Consider the following 22,397-nt stretch of genomic DNA (forward strand, 5'->3'; position numbering starts at 1 on the left):
CGCGATAACACAAGAGCGATACATTTCCGCGACTCATCAACGTTATCTGAACGATTGTTCATAAAGTTCCGCGCACCATGCGGATTCGCCTTGCCAAGCGGAACCGTTTACAGAATACTACCTAAGGTAGCACAACCACCTTGGCTCGATTAGAAATGGATCAAAATGATGGGTTTTCAGACACTCGACGGCTTCGTACGCGAACGCATCCGGGCCTGGCCGCAAACCCCACCCGGCCTCGAGGCCGCCGACGCACGGGGTCATGGCGTCTGGCTGAAAGCGCGGCCGGGACCGGCTTCGGAAAATGATGCACCTTCCCTGAAAATCCCCGGTGCCGCACGCATGCGCACCTTTCCCGACGGGCTGTGGCTCTGGTTCGGCGGCACGGCGGCGGACCCGTTCGTTGATATTTTCGCCATCGAAGTCTGCGGCAGTCTGCAGAATCTGCTCGATAAACGGTCCCGCTACACGCCAAGCCTGCATTCGCTGCTGATTTCCTGTCCGGCTGTGTGGCTCAAACGCCCGGTCGCCGAACAGGACGATGTACCGCGCTGGCGCACCATCGGCCTGTTCGATTGCGAACCGGACGTCACTGTAGCCCTGCCGGTACGCGACATGCGGGTGCTTTATGCGCTGAAACCGCGCCAGTTCGACGAGTTCGCCGCGCATAACATTGCCCATGCGCATGAATTATTCGCACCGATCGATATTCTGATCGATGAGGCCGGCTGGCAAGCGCCCGCACTACGGCAATTTCTGTTCCACGCCGCCCGGCGCGCCAACTTCTGGGACAAGGCGGCCTACACCTGCAATGAACCCTGGCGCGGCAATCTGGCAGCCAGCGTGCTCGACGGCAAGCCGGGCGCGGTCCGGCCAATCGGAGATTATCCCATCAACACCAAACCCGATCATTCGATCAAGCGCCTCGGGCGCATTGACCGTCCACGGCAGAACAAGGAGGCCGAGCGACTGAGCCTCACGGACATCGGCCTCCTCGAGGCTCGCATGAAACGGCGCCCAGCACGCAGCCCCCGTCGCGGCGACGGCCTGGACTATCTTGCCGTCGAATGTGCTTAGTTCCACCCCATCGAGCCATAATCCGCCCTGAGCGACGGTATCGGGTTCGGTGAGGCAGCAGCGCCGGAGCGTCGGCTCGATCACCGACGCTTCGCGCAGCACCCGCCAGTCGAACGCGAACAGCACCGCCCGTTCAATCGCATCCGCCGCGCGGAGGGCCTCGATCACCGCATTCGCCATGGCGGCAGGTGTTGCGGTATCAGCCGGCCGATCCGGCGCGGTCTTGACCTCGATCAACAAATCGAGCCCCCGCAGCGCGGCGAGCCCTGCGGTGAGGCTTGGAATTACCGCGCCATCGCAAGGGACCTGATCGGGATAACGCGCAGCATAATCCGATCCGGCGCGCAAACGGCCAACGTCATAGGCTGCGAGTTCCGCGAGACTGAGGTCGCGCAACAACGGCGCATCCGCCCCGACGTAATGCCCCGCCGCATCCCGCGCGATTGCGGCGTTCAGTCTGGAATCGTGATGCACCACGGCGACATTATCGGCGGTCAGGCCGACATCGAACTCAACCCCCGTCACGCCGCAGGCGCGCGCGACGGCAAACCCGCCAATCGTGTTTTCCGGTGCCAGGCCGCGCGCACCGCGATGGCCGAAAACCGCAATCCGTTTCATTCGCCCGCAATCCTTTCGGCGTCGGTGATCAACTCCATGGCACCGTCGGCGCCCCGGGTCAGCCGGGCACGCCGCGCGTGCAGACTGATCACACTGTCTTGATGCGCGATCGAGATAATCTGCGTGGCCGGCAACCGGGCACGCAAGACCGCGAACAGACCCCCGATCGCCGCCTCGTCGATCGCGGATAGCGCCTCATCCATGAACAACCAATCGGGTTTCACAATCAAGGCGCGGGCCAGCGCGAGGCGCTGCTGTTCACCGCCCGACAGGCGCAGCGTCCAGTTATCGACCTGCTCCAACCGTGCCGCGAGCGATCCCAGCCCGACATCGTCCAACGCCGCCCGCACATCCTGATCCGCCACGTCATATTCCTGGCATGGGTAGGCAACCGCACGCTTGAGCGAGCCGAGCGGAAAATACGGGCGTTGCGGTAGAAACATCGAACGGCCGACCGGCCGCGAAACACGACCCTTGCCGAACGGCCAGATGCCCGCAAACATGCGAAACAGCGTCGATTTGCCCGACCCCGATGGGCCGGTAATGGCCAGCGGCTCACCGGGCGCGATCGCGAGATGCGACTGGGCAAACAATTTGCGCCCATCCGGCAGATCAATCGCCAGATCATCGGCGCGCAGCATGGTGCCCGGTTCACCGCCGGGGCTGGCATTCTGTTGAACATGCGCCGCAACCACCGCCCGCTCGAACCCGTCGAGTCGCTGTACCGTGGCGCGCCATCCCACAATCTGCGGGTAGGCCCCGACGAACCATGAGAACGAACCCTGGACGTTGCCGAAAATGTTATTGATCTGAAGCAACAAACCCAGCGTGAAAATACCCGCGAAATAACCCGGTGCAGCAATCAGGAGGGGAAAGATGATCGCGACCTGGCCGAAACCGATGGTGAAGAAATTCAGCGCCTTGGTGCGCTTCATGATCATCCACCAGTTCAGATAGATTGCATGGAACCGCTGCTTTAATCCGATGGTTTCCTCAGCCTCGCCGCCGTATAGCGCAATCTGTTCGGTATTTTCGCGCACGCGGATCAGATTGAAGCGGAAGTCGGCGTCGACCTGCTGCTGCTGAAAACTCAGCGGGATCAGTTTCCAGCCGATCACATGCGTCAGATAGGTGCCGATCAGCGAATACACGATCGCTGTCCATACCAGGTAGCCGGGGATCACCGTGCCAAAAATATGCAGCGGCGGCACCAGGTACCACAGCACGAAGATGAAACTGAACAGATTGACGATATTGGCGATGAAACTGATGCCGAGCGACAGGTTGTTCGACACGAAACTGCGCAGATCATCCGCAATACGCTGGTCGGGGTTGTCAAGCGGGCTGCCCGCTTCGGCCATCAGGCTGATCTGGTAATGCGCGCGCCCCGTCAACCAGTCCTTTACGAAATTGTCGGTGATCCAGCGCCGCCAGCGGATCTCGAGCATCTGCTGCAAATAAAATGCATAGACCCCCACCAGGATGTTGAACACCGCGATCTCGGCAAACCCCGGCACGAACCAGGGATAGCCCTTGATAAACCGATAGGTGAAGATCGAGCCCCAGAAAGCGGGTTCGTCCTTTGCCTGTAGCGCGTTGTAGAATATCTTATACCAGTAGGAATAAACGACGTTCAGATAGACCGATCCCAGATTGAGCGCGACAATGGCTATCAGGAGACCCCACGCGACAAATTTCTCTTCGGATTTGAAATAAGGCTTGGCGAGACGCCAGGCGTCCGCCATCGCACGGCCGATATTGCGGAGAAATGTCATTGTTGCGCGCCGGCCACCTTCGCCGCAATGGCGCCGAGCCAGGATTTCAACCGTGCTTTATTCACGCCGAAATCGGACTGGCCATAAATCGAGTGGGAATACAGGATCAGTTCACTTCCACCCCCGCTACCAGGTTGCACCGCGGCCTCGATCACATCCGGAAAGTTCGCCCGTGCCGAACGGGCGACCCAGGCCGCCTGCAGATGCCCGGGATGGGTGTCGAGCACGAACACCCGCGGCTCTGCAGCGGCAATCTGCTCGACCACCGTGAACAAAGCGGCGGGCGAGACTTTGTAATGCGGTGTAACGATATCCGGACTCGGGGTGAACCCGGCCGGCGCCGCCAACGATTTATTCGGCGTCTTCGGCAGGATCAGCTGGCTGAAATCGACCACGCCGGGCGGTGCGACGCCCTGCGCCCCCACCTTGCCGCAGGCGGGAAACACCAGGCTCAACAGCAGCGGCAACAGCCCAACACCCATCGTCATTCCTCCTGATTCGTCGCAAGCCGGAACCGCACGACGCCATGCATCGCGTCCGGCGCGATTTTCTTGCCCTTGCGCAAAATGTCGATCTGACCGGTTTGCGCAAGATGCACCGCAGCCGCGCGCACCTGCGGCAGAAACCGTCGCCATGCCTCGGGGTCGGTCGATCGATCATGGGCCGAGCCGGCCAAAGCACGGGCAGCCTCGGTCGGGCAGATCGATTTCAAGGGACCACGGGCCGTCACGAGGTCAAGGATCGCGGCGATCGCTGCAGCATCGGGTGGGATCATCATCGATGGTCGTCTGGCGCGGATCGGCTGGTCGGGCAAGGAAGGGGAGCACTTCTTTTTTGAAAAAAGAGGCAAAAACCTTCCTGACGTCAGGGCTCGGGCATTTGATCGGGTGTAGGCCCAAATTATTGCAGTGTTTGTCGCTTCTTTTTGTTCACAAAAACAGAGGGCTCACCCTGTCATACCGACTCGCCGTCATGCTCACAAACCCGAAACGCGCGCCCGTGCCCGAATGGCTTCCGCCGGCATCGCGGGACCAATCCACGGTCCCTGTACAAGATCGACTCCAAGCCCACGGATGCGCTCGGTTTCCGCCGCGGTCTCAACGCCGTCGATTGTGACGAGCACGCCCTGACGATGCGCGATTTCCACCGCAGCCCGGATCAGGATGGTTTCATCGGCGGCATCGCCCGGCATGGTCGCATGGGCCAATCGCCGATCGAGCTTGAGCCCAGTCAGCGGCAGGCGCGGCAACAAAGCGAGGCTGCCGAAAATCGCGCCGAAACCTTCGAGGCTGACGCCGATCCCCTGTTCGCGCAACGCGCCGATGGCATGATGCAGCGCCATACCCCCCTCAACCAGTTCCGATTCATCGATTTGCAAATCGATCCGCTCGGCACCGACCCCGGCCTGCACAAGCGCCCCCAGCACGATGTCGCACACCCCGCCATCCACGAGAATCCGGCTGGGTACCGGCACCGCGATGCGCCAATGCGCCGGCCAGATCGCGACCTCGGCCGCAGCAGCATCCAGCGTGAAACGCAGCATGTCTTCGCGCAACACCGGCCGATCCAAATCGCGCAGCAGCGGCGTGACCGAGACCAGTCCACGCCGGCGGTTGGGCAGCCCCAGCCATAATTCGGCCCCCTCGATCCGATCCGACTCGGCGACGCCGATGCCGACCGCTGCGGGGCCCGCTGCTGCCAGGCGTTGACGGGGCAGGAACCGCAAGCAAAACGCATCGTCGCGCAGTGCTTCCGTCAGCCGCATCGCCCGTTTGCGTTGTTCCCCCGCGACCAGGCGCCGCAACGAGGCGCGGGTTCGCCGATCCGTCGTCGTACTGGACGTCTCCGCCACAATTGCGTCGGACTCCTGATAACCGCCTGAATCGATTACGCTCACGCACTTTGCTCCATCTTGGTCGGGCCTAACCTGGACCATCGTGAGCATGATGATGCCGCAAGGAAGTAAAAATCACGTTAGCGACGCCTCAAAAATCTCAACAAAATCACGACTGCCGCGACAGGCGCCGATTTTCAGACCGCGATATTGTCGAGCAATCGAGTTGTCCCCAACCGCGCCGCAGCAATCAGCCGTGCCGCACCCACGCGATCGCTCAGTGGTTCCAGTGTCTGCGCATCGACCAGGGCAAGATAATCCACGGTGAAACCAGCGGCCACCAGCGCCGCCTCGCCTGCCGCGACACACTGCCGGACCGGCGCCCCGGCGCATATGGCATCCCGCGTGCCGGTCAGGGCCGCAAACAAAGCCGGCGCCGCCGCGCGTTCGGCCGCCGCCAGATAGCGGTTGCGCGACGACATCGCGAGGCCGTTCGCCTCCCGCCAGGTTGGTGCCGCAACGACAGCGACCGGTAGCCCCAGATCATCGACCATGCGGCGGATCACCTGCACCTGCTGCCAGTCCTTTTCGCCAAAACATGCGGCATCCGGCCTTACCTGGCCGAACAATTTCGCCACCACGGTCGCCACCCCCCGAAAATGCCCGGGTCGTGCCACACCCTCCCACAGCAGCGCCGGCCCGGCGACATCGATGATCGTGGCATCGCCTGGCGGATACATTGTGGTGACATCCGGCAGCCAGACCAGATCGCACCCTGCCGCGGCCAACATCGCACAGTCCGCGGCCTCATCACGCGGATAGCGGGCAAAATCCTCACCGGGGGCGAATTGAGTTGGATTGACGAAAATCGAGGCGGCCACCACGTCTCCATGCGCCCGTGCGACGCGGATCAGCGACAAATGGCCTTCATGCAGCGCCCCCATGGTTGGCACCAGCGCAAGGCGCGGCCGGCCGGCAGCGGCAAAGGCTGCGCGTGCGGCGCGCAGCTGCGCCGGAGTGCGGGCGATCTCCATGGGTCCTCCGTTGAGGCTGTGTGACGGGTCGGTGGCGTTCGATCGAGCGGTTTCTGGGCCAATCCGCCGCCGCCGTCCATCACGCCCAAAGTTTTTCTTGATTTGTTCTCTGCTTATATGAATGGTTCTGCTATATTCTTGTAATGTTTTCGTTAGATTCGTGACCTGATCACAGATTATTGGCCAGCCATCACAATGTTCGGCGTCGCTGGACGCCCCTGTTGGAGTTTTCGGATATTCTTTATATGTCTGGTCCATGGCAGGCAGCGCTTCACCCGCGAAACTCTGGATTCAAAACGAAATCAGAGACGGCCGACGACGAGCCATGCCGACTATCGCCCTCGCGGTGCTGGGCGTTCTGCTCGCCATTCTGCAAACCCTGTGTGCCGCCAGCCTGCTCGACGCCGCCATCACCCACGCCGCGACCGGCGCGCTAATCCTGCCGGCGATCGGCTTCGCGCTTGCCGCGCTCATCCGAACCCTGCTGATCGTGGTGCAGGAACATCAGGCCAGTCGCCTCGGCATAGCGGCACGCCGCCGCCTGCGCAGCGCCACACTCGACACGCTCATGACACTCGGCCCCGCCGCGCTGCGCAACCGCCATTCGGGCGAGCTTGCCGGCATCGTGATCGACCGGATCGAAGCGCTCGACGGGCTTTACAGCCGCTGGATTCCCGCAACCAGCCTCGCTACCCTCGGCCCAGGCCTGATCATCCTCGCTGCCCTCATCGCCGACTGGCCCAGCGGTTTGATCCTGCTGGTCATCGCGCTGCTCGTGCCGGTCGCCATGGCGATTACGGGTCGCAGCACCGGCATTGCAGCGCGCAAACAGTTCAGCGCGATGACGCGGCTGCAGACCCGCTTTCTCGACCGTATTCGCGGCATCGCCACCATCGTCCTCGCCGGCCGCGCCGATGCCGAGGCCGAGGCCCTCGGTGTCGCCGCCGATGAACTGCGCCAGCGCACCATGCGTATCCTGCGCGTCGCTTTTCTCAACTCCACCATGATCGACCTGCTGGCCGCCGCAGCACTGGTGCTGATCGCGGTCCGGTTCGCAGGACCGCTGCTCACCGGCGATATCGCTCTGGCCCCTACGGCGCTGTTTTGCATCCTGCTGGTGCCCGAGTTCTTCGCGCCGATCCGCGCGTTTTCGGCGGTCTATCAGGACCGGATGACCGCCCAGAGCGCCGCGGAAGACATCGTCGCGCTGCCGCGGGCTCAACCCAGCCTGCCGGCACCTGCCGCGATCCGCACGGTGCCGGCCACCGGCGTCAGCATCGCGTTCGAGGACGTATCGTTCACGTGGGATGAAGCGCGCGGCCCCGTGCTGCACGGGCTGAGCTTCCGCCTGCCGGCCAATGAAACCATGATGCTGGTCGGTCCCTCCGGCTCGGGCAAATCCACCATCCTGGAATTACTCCTCGGCTTCGCGCGCCCGCAAACCGGTCGCATCACCATCAACGGTGCACCGATCGAGAGCCTGGTGCCTGCCGCCCTCGCGCGGATGACCGCGATCATCGGCCAGAAACCCTTCCTGTTCGCCGGATCGATCGAGGACAACATCAGGCTCGGTCGTCCCGAAGCGAGCGATGCCGACCTGCGAGAGGCCGTCCGCCTCGCCCGCGTTGCCGATTTTTCAGACATGCTACCCCTCGGCCTCGCCACCCGCATCGGAGATGGCGGCTACGGTCTTTCCGGCGGTCAGGCCCAGCGCATCGCCATCGCCCGGGCATTTCTGAAAGACGCCAAACTCCTGCTGCTGGATGAGCCGACCGCGCAGCTCGACCCGGCAACCGAACGCGACGTGCTTGATAGTCTGAAACGCCTTGCGATCGGCCGCACCGTCATCCTTGCGAGCCACGCCGCCTTCGCCCACGAATTCGCAGGCCGCAAGCTCGACCTCGGCGCCATGCGCGGCAGCCGGCTCGAAGGCGTCGCCTGATGCCGAACATCGCGCCGATCCTGCGGATCATCGGCCTCTGGCGCGCCCAGCGGCCGATGCTGATCCTGGGCACGATCACCGCACTCGCCTCGCTCGCCGCGGGTATCGCGCTGATGGCTGGTGCCGGCGAGCTGATCGGGGCGGACGCCATCGGACTTGCGCTGGCGGTCCCAGTCTCCCTCGCGATTATCGGCATCCTACGCGTCGTACTGCGCTATCTGGAACGGTTGATCACGCATGACGGCACATTCCGTGCGCTCGCTGCGCTCCGCATCTGGTTCTTCCGCAACCTCGCCCGCAGCGGCGGCGGCGGGCTCGGCTTTCGCAACGCCGGCGATGTCCTGGCGCGGCTGGTCAACGACGTCGAAGCGCTCGATGGCATTTTTCTGCGCATCCTGATCCCCGCCTTGAGCGCCGCAGTGATCGTACCGATCCTGCTGGTCGCGATCGGCCGGGAAGACATCGCGGCCGCCATCATCGTGCTGGCCCTGTTCCTGACAGCCGCCGTCGTGCTGCCGATCCGCGCGATGCGACAGGCCAGCGCATCCGCCGCCGCGGAAGCAGAAGCCGGTGGTGCCCTGCGCACCGCAACGCTCGATACGCTGGCGGGCCTGCGCGAAATCAGGGTATTCGGTGCTGAAGGGCGGATGCTGGCGCATGTCCAGTCGCAGGAATCACGCCTGTTTGCCGCCGAACGCAGCCTCGCCGCGCAGTCCGGTGCGATGCAGGCCGCAGCGTTTTTCGCCACCCAGACCGCGCTGCTGATCGTGTTGCTGATCCATGGCAGCCAGCCGGTCGCCATCGTGATCGCCGCCTTCGTTCTGATCGCGGCATTCGAAACCGTTGGCGGCATGCCGCGCGCCGGCGTGATCGCCGGCCGTGCCGCCGCGGCCGCGATGCGCGTCATCGCCGCCGCCGAAACCCCGCCGCGCGTCGCCGACCCCACGACCGTGGCTGTGCTGCCGAACGCCACCAGCCTCACCTTCGATCATATCCGTTTTCGTTGGACCGCCGATGGAAATGCGGTATTCAACGACCTCTCGCTGCAAATCCCGGCCGGCGCGCGCATCGCGGTGCTCGGCCCGTCAGGCGCCGGCAAGTCGACCCTCGCCGCACTGGCGCTGAAACTCGCCGCGCCCGAAGCCGGTGAAATCCGGCTCGGTGGCACCGATATCGCGCGCCTGCGCGCGCAGGATGTCCACGCCCGGATCACCTGGCTGTCGCAGGCGACCCATCTGTTCGCCGATACCATCCGCAACAATCTGCTGCTGGCCCGCCCCGACGCCGACGAGCCGATGCTCTGGGCGGCCCTCGATGCCGCGCGGATCGGCGATACGGTCCGCGCCCAACCCGACCAGCTCGACGCCTGGGTCGGCGAGGCCGGTGGTCAGTTCTCCGGCGGCCAGGGCAGACGGCTCGCGCTGGCCCGCGCCATCCTCAGCCCCGCTCCGATCCTGATCCTCGACGAACCTTGCGCCGGCCTCGACCTCGAGACCGAACAGGCGTTCATGAGCACGATCAACGAAACCCTCGCCGGTCGCAGCCTGCTGCTCATCACCCACCGCCTGACCGGCGTGGAGAAACTCGACCGGGTGTTTCGCCTGCAGAATGGCAGACTGACCGCGGCGACGCGTTGAGGCAAACCCGGCGCAGGGGTAGCGCACGCACGGCGCGCCACCCCGCCGGTGTCAGACGACGGGCGACGTTGCGGCGGCTTTGAGCGCCGCAAACAAGCCGGCACCGCGCATCACGCCGAGGCCGGTGCAGGCGTTCCAGCCAGGACCGGCGTCATATCCCAGCGACGTGCCGCTGGGGATGTTGTTGCCGCTGGTAATTTCGCGGAAATCCGCCGCATGGGCGTAGAGCGCCGGATTGACGAAGCCCAGGCGGCTGCCACGGGCCTGGTTGATCAGCGCGAAATAGCCGGCCCAGAGCGGTGCCACGGCGCTGGTGCCGCCCACCGCGAAGGTCTGACCGTCGACCGTCACCTGATAGCCGGTGGCGGGATCGGCGTCACCCGCGACGTCCGGCACACCGCGCCCGGTGCCGCCGGTGCTCACATTGGCCGGCAGAACCACATTTGATTGGAAGGATGGGACCGGAAACACGGTCGAAATACCGCCGCCTCCGCCGCTGGTGCCGCTGTTCCAGACCGATTCGGCGACGATCGCGCCCCCCGACACGGTAATACTGGTACCGCCGCAGCCGACGACATAGGGGCTCGATGCCGGAAAATCTACATGCACGGCACCGTCGGTCTGGCCATCGGTCGCAAGATTGTCACCCGAGGCGACGGTGACAGTGACACCCGCGCTCGCGGCGTCGCGCAGCGCCGAATTCAGCGTGTTCAAGCCCTGGGTCGAGTAGCCCGATTCCGGCCCGCCCCAGCTGATCGACATGACCGAGGGGGCGTTGGTGGTATCGGTGGCGGCCGCGGTCACCGCATCGGTAAACCCGGCATCGGTGTTCGGCGTGAAATACACTGCGAGTTTCGCACCCGGCGCGATGGCACCGGCAACCTGGATATCGAGCCCGACCTCGCCATCCGCCGAGTTGGCGGTGGTGGGTGCGTTGCTCGCGCCATCGACACTTACGGCCACCACGGTCGGCGGGGTCAGCCCCATGGCACTGAACGAGGCGGTAATGTCGCTCTCCTGGTAGCCGCCGCCGAGCTCGATGATGGCGATGCACTGCCCCGCACCGGTTTCATTGGTGGGAATGCCGTAGAACGCGCCGATCTGGTTGGGCAGATAGGCGGTTGCGGCCGCCTGCGCGGGTTTGATCAGACGCGGCTGTGCCACCGGCCTGGTGTCGAGCCCGAGCACGGATTCAACGATGCCGGCGATATCCGAGCGCAACTGCAGGGCGCCGGTGTAGCCGCGAAACCGCGCACCCTCCCCGCTGTACCAGTTCAGTTCGACCTTGAAGGCATCACCCATCGCTTTCGCGGTGCCGGCCAGCCGCACCAGGCGGCGCCGGGCATCGGCCTCGATCACGGTAAGCCCGTGATCGGCGGCGAATTGCCGGATGATGGCGATGTCCGGATCGTGGCGTTTCGCCCGATCGGCCAGGACGGCTGCATGCGAGGTAAACACGGTCGCGACCGGATGCGGCTTGACGTAGATGCTCGCCTCCACCCGCTCGTCTTCGGCCAGTTTCTCATGGCGTTCGGCATGTTTCGGCGCGCTGTGGTGGCTTTCGGGGAAGGCGTGATAGTGCAGGTCGGCCATGGATCACTCCTGATTGATGCCCCGACCATGCCGCAGACCATGGTGGGTGGGCAAGCGCAAAACGTTAGTAAAATCAGAGTTAATGTTTTTAAAGGTAACGACGCATGAGCCGCCGTTCCGTGTCAACGAACCCCACGCTGGCGTACAGTTGATAGGCCCGGTCATTATGTTTCTCGACTTCCAGCATCATCACCCGCACGCCACGTGCCCGTGCTGCGGCCAGCGCGCATACTACCGCCTCGCGGCCGAGGCCTTGGCCGCGCACCGCGGGACGCAGATAAATATCGTCGATGAACGCATCCATCCCGCCGTGTTCCGGGCTATAGCCGAGCGAGAGCACGAAAAACCCCACGGTGGCGCCGTTCAGCCGGAGCACATAGGTCGGTGCCAGGGCGGCATCGGTATGACCATGGATGCTCGCCAGCATCGCGGCCTCAGCCGCCGCATCCATTGGATGGCCATCCTCGGTGTGAAATGTCCGCGCCATGTCAATCACCGTGGCATGCTCGCCGGGTACCGCCAGCGCCGCCTGCAATCTGGAGGCAGTCTCACTCATCGGCCGCGCCGGTTATTGCAGGCGGGCACGCATGGTCTCCGCCTCGATCGCGTTAAGCAACGCGGTACCGGCGTCGCGCCCGAGCAGGCGCATCAGACTGAATTTCTTTTTCGGGCCGATGAACTCCGGCTTCGCGGCCTCGCCGGCGCGCTCGTTGATCACACTGCGCACATCGCCAAACCCATCGATCAGCCCGCGGGATCGGGCAACCTCGCCAAGCATGTAGGAACCATCGAAAATATCCGCCTCATGCCCCTCGATCGCGCTGCCGCGCCGGCTGCGGACCCAGGATTTGAAAGCATTGTGAATGTCATCGACCAGACCGCGATTGAACAGCGCGTCTTCCTCGCGTTCCGGCGAAAACGGATCGTTGCGAAGCTTGTTCTCGCCGGCGGTCACCACCCGGCGCTCGATCCCGTAGCGCCGGATCAACTGATGAACGCCGAACCCTCCGCCGATCACGCCGATCGAGCCGACAATACTCATTTTATTCGCAAGAATCTCATCCGCCGCGCAAGCGATCCAATAGCCGCCGGAAGCGCCGACATCGCCGATGATCGCCACCACCCGTACACCGGTTTCAGCGGCCTTGCGGCGGATGAACTGACCGATCAGGTCCGATTGCACCGGCGAGCCACCGGGGCTTTCGATCGCCAGGATCAGCAGCTTCTCGCCCGCTTTCGCCCGGTCGAACCCGCGTGTCAGCGGTGCGGCAAACCGGTCGAGATTGATCGCCCCTTCACGCGCGGCGATGATGCCGGACATGCCGACGACGGGCACAACGCGTGGCGACCACGGCAGTCGCGCGGGCAGTTTTTTGCGCAGATCGGCCAGCGCCATCATACGAGGTCCATCATGGCAGCAACGCCAGGGCGCGCAGGCTGCGCTGCAATTCCGGCGGCAGATCGTCGCTGACCCGGGCCTGATCGTCTGAAATATCCATCGGTGCATCCTCCGGGGTCAGATACCGCCACCCCTGAAACGGCCGCATCGGTCTCGCCGCGACCCGTACCAGAGATGGGTCGAGCACCAGACCGGCGCAACGCAATCCGTCGTCCCACACATCCTCGATCACGTCGAGCACGCGCTGGCGCACCAGGATGGCACCGGTGATCACCCAGTAGATCGAACCGCCTTCGCGCAGTTCATCGGCGCGCTTGGGAAAACTGCGGGTCTGGTGGCGCAGCGGCGGATCGGCCAGCGCGCGGCGGCGCTGGATCTCGGCCAGATGGCCGATATCCTTCACGCCGACCGCGAGCTTGAGCAGATGGATCACGCGGCGCGGCGGGCCTGCGCCATCGCTTCCCACACGCGCTCCGGGGTCGCCGGCATGTCGATGCTGCGGACACCATCATCGGCCAGGGCGTCGAGCACCGCGTTGATCAGCGCCGGCGGCGAACCGACCGCGCCGGCCTCACCCGCGCCTTTCACGCCCAGCGGATTCGAAGCGCACGGAATTTCGACGAATTCGACCTCGATATCCGGCAGATCATCCGCACGCGGCAGTGCATAATCCATCATGCTGCCGGAAATCAGCTGGCCGGTCTCGTCATCGTAGGCGGTGTTTTCGAGCAGCGCCTGGCCCATGCCCTGCGCCACGCCGCCATGCACCTGACCGCGCACGATCATCGGGTTCACGATCGTGCCGACGTCGTCGCACACCAGATAGCGCACCACCGAAACAACGCCGGTCTCCGGATCGATCTCGACTTCGGCAATATGGCAGCCGTTCGGGAAGGTGTGCTTGTCGATCTTGGCGATCTCGGCGGTATCAAGCGGGTTACCGCCCTCGGCATGCAGCGTTTCGGCGAGGGAGACGATATCGATCGACCGATCCGTGCCGACGATGGTGAACTTACCCTCCTCGAACACGATATCGGCCGTGGCGGCCTCCAGATGATCGGCGGCGGCCTTGCGGCCCTTTTCGATGATGCTGGTGGTCGTCAGCGCGATCGCCTGACCCTCCGAATACAGGCTGCGCGCACCGCCGGTACCGCCGCCTTGCGGGATCGTGTCGGTGTCGCCCTGGCGGACGCGGATGCGGTCCGGGTCGATGCCGAGCCGGTCGCCGACCAGTTGCACATAGGCCGTCTCATGCCCCTGCCCGGTCGACTGGGTGCCGACGAACACATCCACAAAACCATCGCGGGTGAAGCGAATTTCCGCCCGCTCCTCCGGCGCGCCACCGGTCGCCTCGAGGTAATACGCCATGCCGATGCCACGCCGCTTGCCGGCTGCGAGCGACTTCGCCCGCCGTGACGCAAACCCTTCCCAATCCATGATGTCCAGCGCGCGCTCCAGCACCTGATGGAAATCGCCCGAATCATAGGGCTGATTCATCGCCGAACGGTAAGGCATCGCACTCGCCGGCACGAAATTCAGCCGGCGCAGCTGGACACGATCCACGCCGAGGTCACGCGCGGCCGCATCAATCAGCCGCTCGACCAGATAATTGCTCTCCGGCCGCCCGGCGCCGCGATAGGCATCGACCGGCACGGTGTTGGTGAACACGCCCAGCACCTGCGCATGAATGGCCTGGAACCCATAAACCCCCGCCAGCACCTTCGTGCCCGCCATGGTTGGAATGAACGGGCCGAAATTCGACAGATACGCGCCCATATTGGCGATATTGCGCACCCTCATCGCAAGGAAGCGGTGCTCGGCATCGAGCGCCAGCTCGGCTTCCGCCACGTTGTCGCGGCCATGCGTGTCCGACAGGAACGCCTCGCCGCGCTCAGAATTCCATTTCACAGCGCGCCCAAGCTTACGCGCAGCGTAACAGACCATGACATGCTCGGGGTAGACGAACAGTTTCATCCCGAAACCGCCGCCGACATCCGGCGTGATCACGCGGAACCGGTCCGGTTCGACCTTGAACACCGCCTGCGCGAGGCAGCCCTTCACCATCCAGCCGCCCTGGGTGTTGGTGGTCAGTGTCCAGCGGCCGTCCTCGAAGCTCGCCCGCGCAGCGCGCGGCTCCATCGAATTGACCACGATGCGGTTGTTCACCACCCGCAGCTTCGTAACATGCGCGGCCTTGGCGAACAGCGCATCAACCGCCGCGGCATCGCCAACCGCCCAGTCGAATACCCGGTTATGCGGTGCATCGTCCCACACCTGTGCGACACCAGGATCCATCGCGGTCGCCAGATTGGTGACCGACGGCTTCATATCATAGGTGATATCGACCGCTTCGGCCGCATCGCGCGCCGCCTGCGCGGTTTCCGCGACCACGAAGGCCACCGCCTCACCCACATGGCGCACCGCACCAGTGGCAAGCACCGGCCGGTCGGCCTGGGCGCGCGGCGAGCCATCCTGATTCTTGATCGGCACCATGCACGGAATCGCACCAATGCCGTCGGCCGCCAGATCGGCTCCGGTGAACACCCCCACCACGCCGGGCATCGCGCGTGCCGCCGCGACGTCGATCGCCTTGATCGTCGCCGCCGCATGGGGCGAGCGGACCACCTGCACGATCAAGGCGCCATCGGCCGGCACATCGTCGGTGTACTGGCCTGCACCGCGCAGCAGCCGTGAATCCTCGACCCGCTTGACCGGTTGCGCCACGCCAAATTTTACCATGATCAGGACCCCGTTTCTTGTTGATGCTCGAATCGCTGCCGCGCGGTATGGCGCAGCACTGCTCCTTGCAGGATATGACGCGGTCGCAAAAATACAATAGACCGACGCGGTCGTAACTCAGCCAGTTGCTGACGATTACGACCGAAGCGGTAAGGAATTTCCGCGCAGATCGAAATCCCGCGCGATCGGCGCGCAGGCGTCCGACGGAACGTCTGCGAAGACGATCAAGCCCGGCCGCTGCGCATCCGCTTCAACCGCAACACCGTGTCGATCGTGATCGCCGCGAGCAGAATACCGCCCTCGACGATGAACCGTACCGATGACGCCGCACCCAGCAGGTTCATGCCGTTGCTCACGCTCTCGATCACCAGAGCGCCGAACAGCGCGCCGTACACGCTGCCACGCCCCCCGAACAGCGACGTCCCGCCGATCACCGCCGCCGCCACCGCGTTCAGCATGATGTCGCCATTACCGACCGAGGCCGAAGCGACGCCGAGACGCGCCGCGTCCAGATATCCCGCCAGACCGACCAGGAATCCCGCGATCACGAACACCGCGAGCTGGATACCCTTGACCGAAATACCCGCCCGGCGCGCCGCCTCGGCATTGCCGCCGACCGCGTAAAGATGCCGGCCGAACTGGGTCGATTTGGTCACGAAAGCCGAGGCGAACAGCGCGATCAGAAAAATCATCAGCAGGAACGGCACGCCGCGGTAGGCGTTCAGCATGAATACCGCCCCGAACAGCATCACGCCGACGCCGACCAGCCGCATCACGGCGGCATAGCCACCCTCGCTGCCGCCGGCCGCCCGCTTGCGGATGCTGTTGAGCGTCAGGGCCGCGTAGGTGCCGAACAGCACGATGCTGGCGGCCCAGCTCCATACCGGATCGAGGTTGAGCGTGCCGATCGCCGTCGTCAGATCATCCGCCAGCGGCACCGAACCACCATGCGGCGTCAGAATACCGAGCGTGATACCTTCGGCGACCATCGCGCCACCCAGCGTGACCACAAAACTCGGCACACCGACGCGCGAGACCAGCATGCCCTGCAGAAACCCGATGCCGGTGGCACACGCCACGCCCAGTACCAGCCCGACCACAACCGGCAGGTGGAAAAACACCGTGCTGAGTGAAAAGATCGACGCCGCAAGCACCGAGTTCCAGCCGATCGACAGATCGATCATGCCGAGCAGGATGATATAGATTTCCGCGAGCGCCAGCGTGCCGGTCACCACGATCTGCGCCGCGAGGTTCGACAAATTACGCGGCGTCAGGAAATTCGCGTTCAGGACCTCGAACACGATCCAGATCAGGATCAGCGCCGCGATGACCGGCAACATGCCAAGGTCGGACGCATTGGTAACGCCGGACAACCAACGTTTGAAGGGCGATTGCGGGGCAGTTTGCGTCGTCGTGCTCATGCCACGGCTCCAGCGGCGGTGGTTCCGGGAATCGCGAGCGTGCCGGTGATCGCGCCGACCACCTGTTCCGGCGTCAGATCGGCGCGGCGCCGTTCCATCACGGTCGCGCCCAGGCGCAGCACCGCGATATTGTCGGCAACCTGGAACACGTTCTGCATGTTATGTGTGATCAAAATGACGCCATAGCCCTGCCCGGCCAGATCGCGCACCAGCCTCAACACTTCGGCGGTCTGCGCGACTCCGAGTGCCGCCGTCGGCTCATCCATGATCACCAGCTTGGAATCCCACAGCACGGCGCGCGCGATCGCGACCGCCTGGCGCTGCCCGCCGGACAGCGAAGCGACCGGCGTATCGAGCGCTGGCAGGTTGATCCGCAGGGTCTTCAGCACCTTGCGTGCCTCGGCCTCCATATCGACATCGCGCAGCACATGCGGGCCGAACGGGGTGGGCTTGGAAACCAGTTCCCGGCCGAGATACAGATTGGCGCAGATACCGAGGTTATCGCACAGCGCCAGATCCTGATAGACGGTCTGAATCCCCAGCGCGTTCGCCTCGGACGGGTGGCGGATCGACACCGGCTTGCCTTCGAGCAAAATCTCGCCCTCATCGATCGGGGCAACCCCGGCGATCGCCTTGATCGTGGTCGATTTGCCGGCCCCGTTGTCGCCAAGCAGTGCCGTCACCTCGCCACGCGAGACCGAAAAGCTAACGTCACGCAATGCAACCACGGCGCCATAACGTTTCTGCAAGCCCCGCACCGTCAACAAAGGCATGCCGGTTGCAACTGGGTTGATAACCGCGCTCATACTCGATCCCTCCCGAGGGCATGCGGCGGGCGCGTCAGGCGCCCGCCGTCGCTGACCCGGCCGATTACTGGCCGTTTGCCTTGCAGATCTTGCCATCGGCCGCGGGGCCGACGCAGATCGCCTTCCAGGTGGTATAGCCCGATTTGATCACCGTGTCGGCAACATTCGCCTTGGTCACCACCACCGGCGTGAGCAGGACCGAAGGCACGTTGATCATCTTGTTGTTGGTCTTGCCGTTCAGCAGGCCGGCGGGCGGCTTGGCGTCGGTTGCCACCGCCACCGCAAGCTCGGCCGCCGCAGCCGCTTCGGCCGGCACGTATTTGAACACGGTCATCGACTGCAGACCTTCCAGAATGAAGGTCAGGCCACCATTGGTCGCATCCTGCCCGGTCACCGGCACCTTGCCGGCGAGCCCGACCGCCTGCAACGCGCGAATCGCGCCGGAAGCCGTGCCGTCATTGGCGGCAAGGACGGCGTTGACCTTGTTGTGCAGCCGGGTCAGCGCCTGCTGGCTTTCCTCGAACGCGTTCTGCGGGCTCCAATCCGGCGTCATCACCGAATAGGCCAGATGCAGTTTGCCCGACTTGAACAGCGGGCCAAGCACCTTCATCGCACCGTTACGAAAATCGAACGCGTTGGGATCGGTCGGCGCGCCGTTGATCATCATCACCTGGCCGCCGGCCTTGGTGTGCGCGGCAATGTACTTGCCCTGCAGCTCACCGACCTTCACATTGTCGAACGAGACATAGTAATCCGGCTTGGAATCCTGGATCAGCCGGTCATAGGAAATCACCTTGACGTGGTTGCGCGCAGCATAGTTCACGATTGCCGCACCCGCCTTGCCATCCACCGGATCGACCACGAGCACGTTGGCACCGTTCGAAATCGCCGACTGGGCCTGGTTGAGCTGGGTATCCGGGCTCGAATTGGCGTTGCTGACGATCAGCTTGGCGTTGGGATCGGCCGCTTTCGCCATCTTGATGAACCACGGCCGATCGACCTGCTCATACCGCGGCGACGAATTTTCCGGCAGCAGAAACGCGATCGTCGTTTTCTTGCTGCTGATTTTTACCGCCTTGGGTTTGCTGATGGCATCCGCATGGGCCGCCTGGATGCCGAACGCCGCGACGGCGAGCGCACTGCCTGCGATAAACGTCCTGAAGCTGATTTTCATGGTGTTTCCTCTGGTTTGACACGAATGGCCGTGCGCCGGTTTCGCAGCGCACCAAATTAATTTGACCCTTGTAGTAAATCGGTGGTTATCGTTAATCCGGGGTTATTGTCAAGTAATAAGCAACGACGAAGGGCATCGGCCCGGCACAGGATGCGGCCTGACGCACCGGCCATGAGGTTCTGCGTCGCTTATCGGAAAGGCGGTGCGGCCGCCCTGCCACCCACGCGCCTCATTGCCGGGTTTCATCGATGTCGCGCAACTCGCCGGACTCCACGCTTTCCACCGCGTTGTGCAAGATCCGCAGGATCGCTTCATCCGGCAGGGACGCACTCAACACATTGAGCGCCCCTCCCAACAAGGCCGATGCGACCGCGATCGGCGGCAGCTTCTGGTCGATCATGTGTTTCACCAGCCGGTCGATCATCGATCCGGCCTGCATGATCTGTTCCTCGGTCGCAAAATCGTCCATGTCCGTCACGTCGGGCGCTCCAGATGTAAAAGTCTCGACAGATGACCTAATGGTCGGCAGCGTTGAAATAAAGCGCTTGACGCGGTTTATTCGGCGGAATTCGCCGCCAGCTCCCGAATGCTCGGACCGGTGGCAAGCGCGGCCTCCGTGTCCAGCGCCTCAGCCAGTTCCGACTGCGCCACCCACATCGTGGCATAAACGCCATCCATGGCCAGCAGCGCTGCATGCGTGCCGCGCTCCGCGATCTCACCGTCGCGCAATACCAGGATCTCATCCGCATCGATCACCGTGGACAGGCGATGGGCGATCACCAGCGTCGTCCGGTCACGCGCCACCTGGCGCAGCGAGGCGCCGATTTCCTGTTCGGTCGCGGTATCGAGCGCGCTGGTCGCTTCGTCGAGCACCAGAATCCGCGGGTTCTTCAACATGGTGCGCGCAATCGCGACCCGCTGCTTCTCCCCACCCGACAATTTCAGGCCCCGCTCACCCACCCGCGTGTCGTAGCCCTGCGGCAGCGACATCACGAACTCATGGATCTGGGCGAATTTTGCCGCCTGCTCCACCTCCGCCTGGGTCGCTCCCGGCCTGCCGTAGGCAATGTTGTAGCGGATCGAATCGTTGAACAGCACGGTATCCTGCGGCACCACCCCGATGGCCGCGCGCAACGACTGCTGCGCCAGATCACGCACATCGATCCCGTCGACCAGAACGGCCCCTTCGGTCACGTCATAGAAGCGGAACAACAACCGCGAGGTGGTCGATTTGCCCGATCCGGTCGGCCCGACCAGGGCAATCTTCTGCCCCGGTGCGGCGTGGAACGACACGCCATGCAAAATCTCGCGGTCCGGACTATAGCCGAACCGGACATCACGGAATTCGACCGATACGGCGGCCCCCTGCGGCGCGATGGTTTTTGCATCGGCCCGATCGGTGATCTCCTGGGGCGTGCGCAGCAACGCGAACATCTGCTCCATGTCGATCAGCCCCTGCTTGACCTCGCGATACACCACGCCCAGAAAATTCAGCGGCTGATACAACTGGATCAGATAGGTGTTGACCAGCACGAACTGCCCGATGTTGAGCTTGCCGGCCACGATGCCCTGCGCCGCCATCAGCATCATCACCGCCAACCCGGCCGCGATGATGATCGCCTGGCCCAGGTTCAACGCATTGAGCGAAACCTGCGATTTGACCGCCGCCGTTTCATACGCCGCCAGGCTCTCGTCGAACCGTTTCGCCTCGTGCTGCTCGTTGCCGAAATATTTCACCGTCTCGAAATTCAGCAGGCTGTCGATCGCCTTGGTCTGCGCCGCATTGTCGGTCTCGTTCATCTGGCGGCGAAACTTGATCCGCCACGCCGTGAACGAAAACGTAAACGCCATATAGCCACCCACCGCCACCAGCGTCACCGCGGCGTAGCGCCAGTCGAACAGCGTCCATAAAATCCCCATCGTCAGAAACAGTTCGAACAGCGTCGGGATCACATTGAACGTCGTCAGCCGCAGCACGTTCTGTATGCCCGTCGTTCCACGCAGAATCACCCGCGACAGGCCGCCCGTCTGCCGATCCAGGTGATACCGCATCGACAGCGCGTGCAGATGCTCGAACGTCTCCCGCCCGACCGAGCGCGCCGCGCGCTGCTGCACGGCGGCAAACAAGGCATCGCGCAATTCGTTGAATCCGGCGGATGCCATGCGCACCAACCCATAGGCCACGATCAGCGCGGCCGGCACCATCAGCGGCCCAGCCTTGGGCGACAGGGCGTTGACCGCATGGGAATAAATGATCGGCACGATCACCGTCGCGATTTTCGCGAGAATCAGTGCCGTCGCCGCCAGCACCACCCGCACCCGCAGGCCGGGCTCGCCCTTCGGCCACAGATACGGCAACAGGGATTTCACGGTCGTCCAGGAACTGTCGCTCTTGGCAATATCAACGGTATGGGCCATCTGCACGACATGGCATGCAGGCACCAGATTGCAAATGGGTAACGGCGGGGATCAGCATCCCCCTGCCCGGTTTGCATCGGTGCCGGACGCCGCCCTGCTCGCCCTGATCACCCGATGCCGCACCGCCATCCTGCCCGGCGAGCGCCTCGCGCTCATGATCGGCGCCGATCAGGTCGGCTACATCGCACCCGCGCTCGCGACCGCCTTGGGCGATCTTGTGACGATCGATGGCACCACCGCGACGATCGATCCCGCCGCAGCCCATCGCCTCAACCCGATCGCCGCCGCGCTTGCCACCCAGTTCGGCTATCGCACCCGCGGCGAGGATTTCGATGTGCGCCACGCGCCGGACAGCCCGGTGCTCACCCGGCTTGATCGCGGCGCCCTGCCAGCCTTCGGCATCATCGGCCAGGGCGTGCACCTCAACGGCTATGTCCGCCGCGCCGATGGTCTCCATCTCTGGATCGCGCGGCGCAGTGCGACCAAAAAACTGGACCCCGGCAAACTCGACAACATCGTGGGCGGTGGCGTCTCCGCCGGCATGACGCCGTTTGAAACCCTGCTCAAGGAAGCCGCCGAAGAAGCCGCGATGCCAGCCACCCTCACCGCCCGCGCGACCGAAACCGCGCGCATCGCCTACGACATGGAACGCCCCGAGGGTCTGCGGCGCGACATACTCTATTGCTACGATCTCGAACTGCCCGACGATTTCACGCCCCACGCCGCCGACGGTGAGGTCGAGGCGTTCCTATTGATGCCGGCCACCGCCTTGCCGGCAATCATGACTACCGGCGATGCCGTGAAGTTCAACGTCAATCTGGTATTGATCGATTTTCTGCTGCGCCACGGGGTGATCGGCGATGCTACCGGCGCGCTGCGCCGGGCGCTGGCGGCGAATTGAAGGGGCCAAGACCCCGCCCGCTTGGCAAC

General features: G+C 64.0%; 20 protein-coding genes. 3 read left to right on the plus strand and 17 right to left on the minus strand.

The genetic code is table 11. The features are described 5' to 3' along the window. Positions 1-117 precede the first annotated feature (117 nt). From AruPA_RS09420 to panC, 7 genes are all read right to left on the minus strand, one after another. Positions 118-681, minus strand: coding sequence for a hypothetical protein (locus AruPA_RS09420; RefSeq protein ID WP_265636416.1), 564 nt, complete (start codon positions 679-681; stop codon positions 118-120). Positions 682-744: 63 nt separating this feature from the next. Continuing rightward, a complete protein-coding gene (locus AruPA_RS09425) occupies positions 745-1,695 on the minus strand; it encodes a glycerophosphodiester phosphodiesterase (RefSeq protein WP_265636417.1) in 951 nt (316 codons plus the stop codon). After that, positions 1,692-3,470 carry an ABC transporter ATP-binding protein/permease gene (locus AruPA_RS09430; protein ID WP_265636418.1) on the minus strand — a complete coding sequence of 593 codons (1,779 nt, stop codon included), beginning with the start codon at positions 3,468-3,470 and terminating at the stop codon, positions 1,692-1,694. Before AruPA_RS09430 ends, AruPA_RS09425 begins: the two co-directional genes overlap by 4 nt. Continuing rightward, positions 3,467-3,958 carry a DUF1499 domain-containing protein gene (locus AruPA_RS09435; RefSeq protein WP_265636419.1) on the minus strand — a complete coding sequence of 164 codons (492 nt, stop codon included), beginning with the start codon at positions 3,956-3,958 and terminating at the stop codon, positions 3,467-3,469. Before AruPA_RS09435 ends, AruPA_RS09430 begins: the two co-directional genes overlap by 4 nt. Then, complete coding sequence (locus AruPA_RS09440; RefSeq protein ID WP_265636420.1) at positions 3,955-4,248, minus strand: DUF3253 domain-containing protein; 294 nt, start codon at positions 4,246-4,248, stop codon at positions 3,955-3,957. Before AruPA_RS09440 ends, AruPA_RS09435 begins: the two co-directional genes overlap by 4 nt. Positions 4,249-4,446: 198 nt before the next feature. Beyond that, the gene (locus AruPA_RS09445) at positions 4,447-5,367 is read right to left on the minus strand and encodes an EAL domain-containing protein (protein ID WP_265636421.1); all 921 of its coding nucleotides are present in this window, start codon (positions 5,365-5,367) and stop codon (positions 4,447-4,449) included. A 134-nt stretch (positions 5,368-5,501) separates the two neighbouring features. After that, on the minus strand, positions 5,502-6,338 hold the full coding sequence (panC, locus tag AruPA_RS09450) for a pantoate--beta-alanine ligase (RefSeq protein ID WP_265636422.1): 837 nt from the start codon (positions 6,336-6,338) through the stop codon (positions 5,502-5,504). A gap of 256 nt (positions 6,339-6,594) precedes the next feature. On the opposite strand from panC, the gene cydD reads away from it, so the two are divergent. Together cydD and cydC are read left to right on the plus strand one after the other, a co-directional pair. Further along, entirely contained in the window at positions 6,595-8,280 is a 1,686-nt protein-coding gene (cydD, locus tag AruPA_RS09455; protein WP_265636423.1) for a thiol reductant ABC exporter subunit CydD, read from the plus strand. Next, positions 8,280-9,917, plus strand: coding sequence for a thiol reductant ABC exporter subunit CydC (gene cydC / locus AruPA_RS09460; RefSeq protein ID WP_265636424.1), 1,638 nt, complete (start codon positions 8,280-8,282; stop codon positions 9,915-9,917). Before cydD ends, cydC begins: the two co-directional genes overlap by 1 nt. Before the next feature lie 51 nt (positions 9,918-9,968). Here cydC and AruPA_RS09465 read toward each other — a convergent pair whose 3' ends face one another. The 10 genes from AruPA_RS09465 to AruPA_RS09510 form a co-directional block, all read right to left on the minus strand. Continuing rightward, on the minus strand, positions 9,969-11,510 hold the full coding sequence (locus AruPA_RS09465) for a protease pro-enzyme activation domain-containing protein (protein ID WP_265636425.1): 1,542 nt from the start codon (positions 11,508-11,510) through the stop codon (positions 9,969-9,971). 88 nt (positions 11,511-11,598) lie between these two features. Next, positions 11,599-12,066, minus strand: coding sequence for an N-acetyltransferase (locus tag AruPA_RS09470; RefSeq protein ID WP_265636426.1), 468 nt, complete (start codon positions 12,064-12,066; stop codon positions 11,599-11,601). A 12-nt stretch (positions 12,067-12,078) separates the two neighbouring features. Continuing rightward, a complete protein-coding gene (locus tag AruPA_RS09475) occupies positions 12,079-12,909 on the minus strand; it encodes a S49 family peptidase (RefSeq protein ID WP_265636427.1) in 831 nt (276 codons plus the stop codon). Positions 12,910-12,919: 10 nt separating this feature from the next. Continuing rightward, on the minus strand, positions 12,920-13,342 hold the full coding sequence (locus AruPA_RS09480) for a DUF1489 family protein (RefSeq protein WP_265636428.1): 423 nt from the start codon (positions 13,340-13,342) through the stop codon (positions 12,920-12,922). Next, positions 13,339-15,648: a xanthine dehydrogenase family protein molybdopterin-binding subunit gene (locus AruPA_RS09485; RefSeq protein ID WP_265636429.1), complete on the minus strand. Its 2,310-nt coding sequence runs from the start codon at positions 15,646-15,648 to the stop codon at positions 13,339-13,341. Before AruPA_RS09485 ends, AruPA_RS09480 begins: the two co-directional genes overlap by 4 nt. 224 nt (positions 15,649-15,872) lie before the next feature. Continuing rightward, a complete protein-coding gene (locus AruPA_RS09490) occupies positions 15,873-17,069 on the minus strand; it encodes a sugar ABC transporter permease (RefSeq protein WP_265636430.1) in 1,197 nt (398 codons plus the stop codon). Further along, positions 17,066-17,875, minus strand: coding sequence for an ATP-binding cassette domain-containing protein (locus tag AruPA_RS09495; protein WP_265636431.1), 810 nt, complete (start codon positions 17,873-17,875; stop codon positions 17,066-17,068). The genes AruPA_RS09490 and AruPA_RS09495 overlap by 4 nt, the downstream gene beginning before the upstream one ends. A gap of 64 nt (positions 17,876-17,939) precedes the next feature. Beyond that, positions 17,940-19,049, minus strand: coding sequence for a sugar ABC transporter substrate-binding protein (locus AruPA_RS09500; RefSeq protein ID WP_265636432.1), 1,110 nt, complete (start codon positions 19,047-19,049; stop codon positions 17,940-17,942). A 229-nt stretch (positions 19,050-19,278) separates the two neighbouring features. Next, positions 19,279-19,518: a hypothetical protein gene (locus AruPA_RS09505; RefSeq protein ID WP_265636490.1), complete on the minus strand. Its 240-nt coding sequence runs from the start codon at positions 19,516-19,518 to the stop codon at positions 19,279-19,281. A gap of 86 nt (positions 19,519-19,604) precedes the next feature. Further along, a complete protein-coding gene (locus AruPA_RS09510; RefSeq protein ID WP_265636433.1) occupies positions 19,605-21,467 on the minus strand; it encodes an ABC transporter ATP-binding protein/permease in 1,863 nt (620 codons plus the stop codon). A gap of 34 nt (positions 21,468-21,501) precedes the next feature. Between AruPA_RS09510 and AruPA_RS09515 the strand changes: the two genes are divergently transcribed. Then, positions 21,502-22,368 carry an NUDIX hydrolase family protein gene (locus tag AruPA_RS09515; RefSeq protein ID WP_265636434.1) on the plus strand — a complete coding sequence of 289 codons (867 nt, stop codon included), beginning with the start codon at positions 21,502-21,504 and terminating at the stop codon, positions 22,366-22,368. Positions 22,369-22,397 lie beyond the last annotated feature (29 nt).

This window comes from Acidiphilium sp. PA, assembly GCF_026191915.1.
Classification (GTDB): domain Bacteria; phylum Pseudomonadota; class Alphaproteobacteria; order Acetobacterales; family Acetobacteraceae; genus Acidiphilium.

Coding starts and splice junctions, on each gene's coding strand:
- AruPA_RS09420 (WP_265636416.1), bottom strand. CDS start 681: ATGGGCAATGTTATGCGCGGCGAACTCGTCGAACTGGCGCGGTTTCAG.
- AruPA_RS09425 (WP_265636417.1), bottom strand. CDS start 1,695: ATGAAACGGATTGCGGTTTTCGGCCATCGCGGTGCGCGCGGCCTGGCA.
- AruPA_RS09430 (WP_265636418.1), bottom strand. CDS start 3,470: ATGACATTTCTCCGCAATATCGGCCGTGCGATGGCGGACGCCTGGCGT.
- AruPA_RS09435 (WP_265636419.1), bottom strand. CDS start 3,958: ATGACGATGGGTGTTGGGCTGTTGCCGCTGCTGTTGAGCCTGGTGTTT.
- AruPA_RS09440 (WP_265636420.1), bottom strand. CDS start 4,248: ATGATGATCCCACCCGATGCTGCAGCGATCGCCGCGATCCTTGACCTC.
- panC (WP_265636422.1), bottom strand. CDS start 6,338: ATGGAGATCGCCCGCACTCCGGCGCAGCTGCGCGCCGCACGCGCAGCC.
- cydD (WP_265636423.1), top strand. CDS start 6,595: ATGGCAGGCAGCGCTTCACCCGCGAAACTCTGGATTCAAAACGAAATC.
- cydC (WP_265636424.1), top strand. CDS start 8,280: ATGCCGAACATCGCGCCGATCCTGCGGATCATCGGCCTCTGGCGCGCC.
- AruPA_RS09465 (WP_265636425.1), bottom strand. CDS start 11,510: ATGGCCGACCTGCACTATCACGCCTTCCCCGAAAGCCACCACAGCGCG.
- AruPA_RS09470 (WP_265636426.1), bottom strand. CDS start 12,066: ATGAGTGAGACTGCCTCCAGATTGCAGGCGGCGCTGGCGGTACCCGGC.
- AruPA_RS09475 (WP_265636427.1), bottom strand. CDS start 12,909: ATGATGGCGCTGGCCGATCTGCGCAAAAAACTGCCCGCGCGACTGCCG.
- AruPA_RS09485 (WP_265636429.1), bottom strand. CDS start 15,648: ATGGTAAAATTTGGCGTGGCGCAACCGGTCAAGCGGGTCGAGGATTCA.
- AruPA_RS09490 (WP_265636430.1), bottom strand. CDS start 17,069: ATGAGCACGACGACGCAAACTGCCCCGCAATCGCCCTTCAAACGTTGG.
- AruPA_RS09495 (WP_265636431.1), bottom strand. CDS start 17,875: ATGAGCGCGGTTATCAACCCAGTTGCAACCGGCATGCCTTTGTTGACG.
- AruPA_RS09500 (WP_265636432.1), bottom strand. CDS start 19,049: ATGAAAATCAGCTTCAGGACGTTTATCGCAGGCAGTGCGCTCGCCGTC.
- AruPA_RS09505 (WP_265636490.1), bottom strand. CDS start 19,518: ATGGACGATTTTGCGACCGAGGAACAGATCATGCAGGCCGGATCGATG.
- AruPA_RS09510 (WP_265636433.1), bottom strand. CDS start 21,467: ATGGCCCATACCGTTGATATTGCCAAGAGCGACAGTTCCTGGACGACC.
- AruPA_RS09515 (WP_265636434.1), top strand. CDS start 21,502: ATGGGTAACGGCGGGGATCAGCATCCCCCTGCCCGGTTTGCATCGGTG.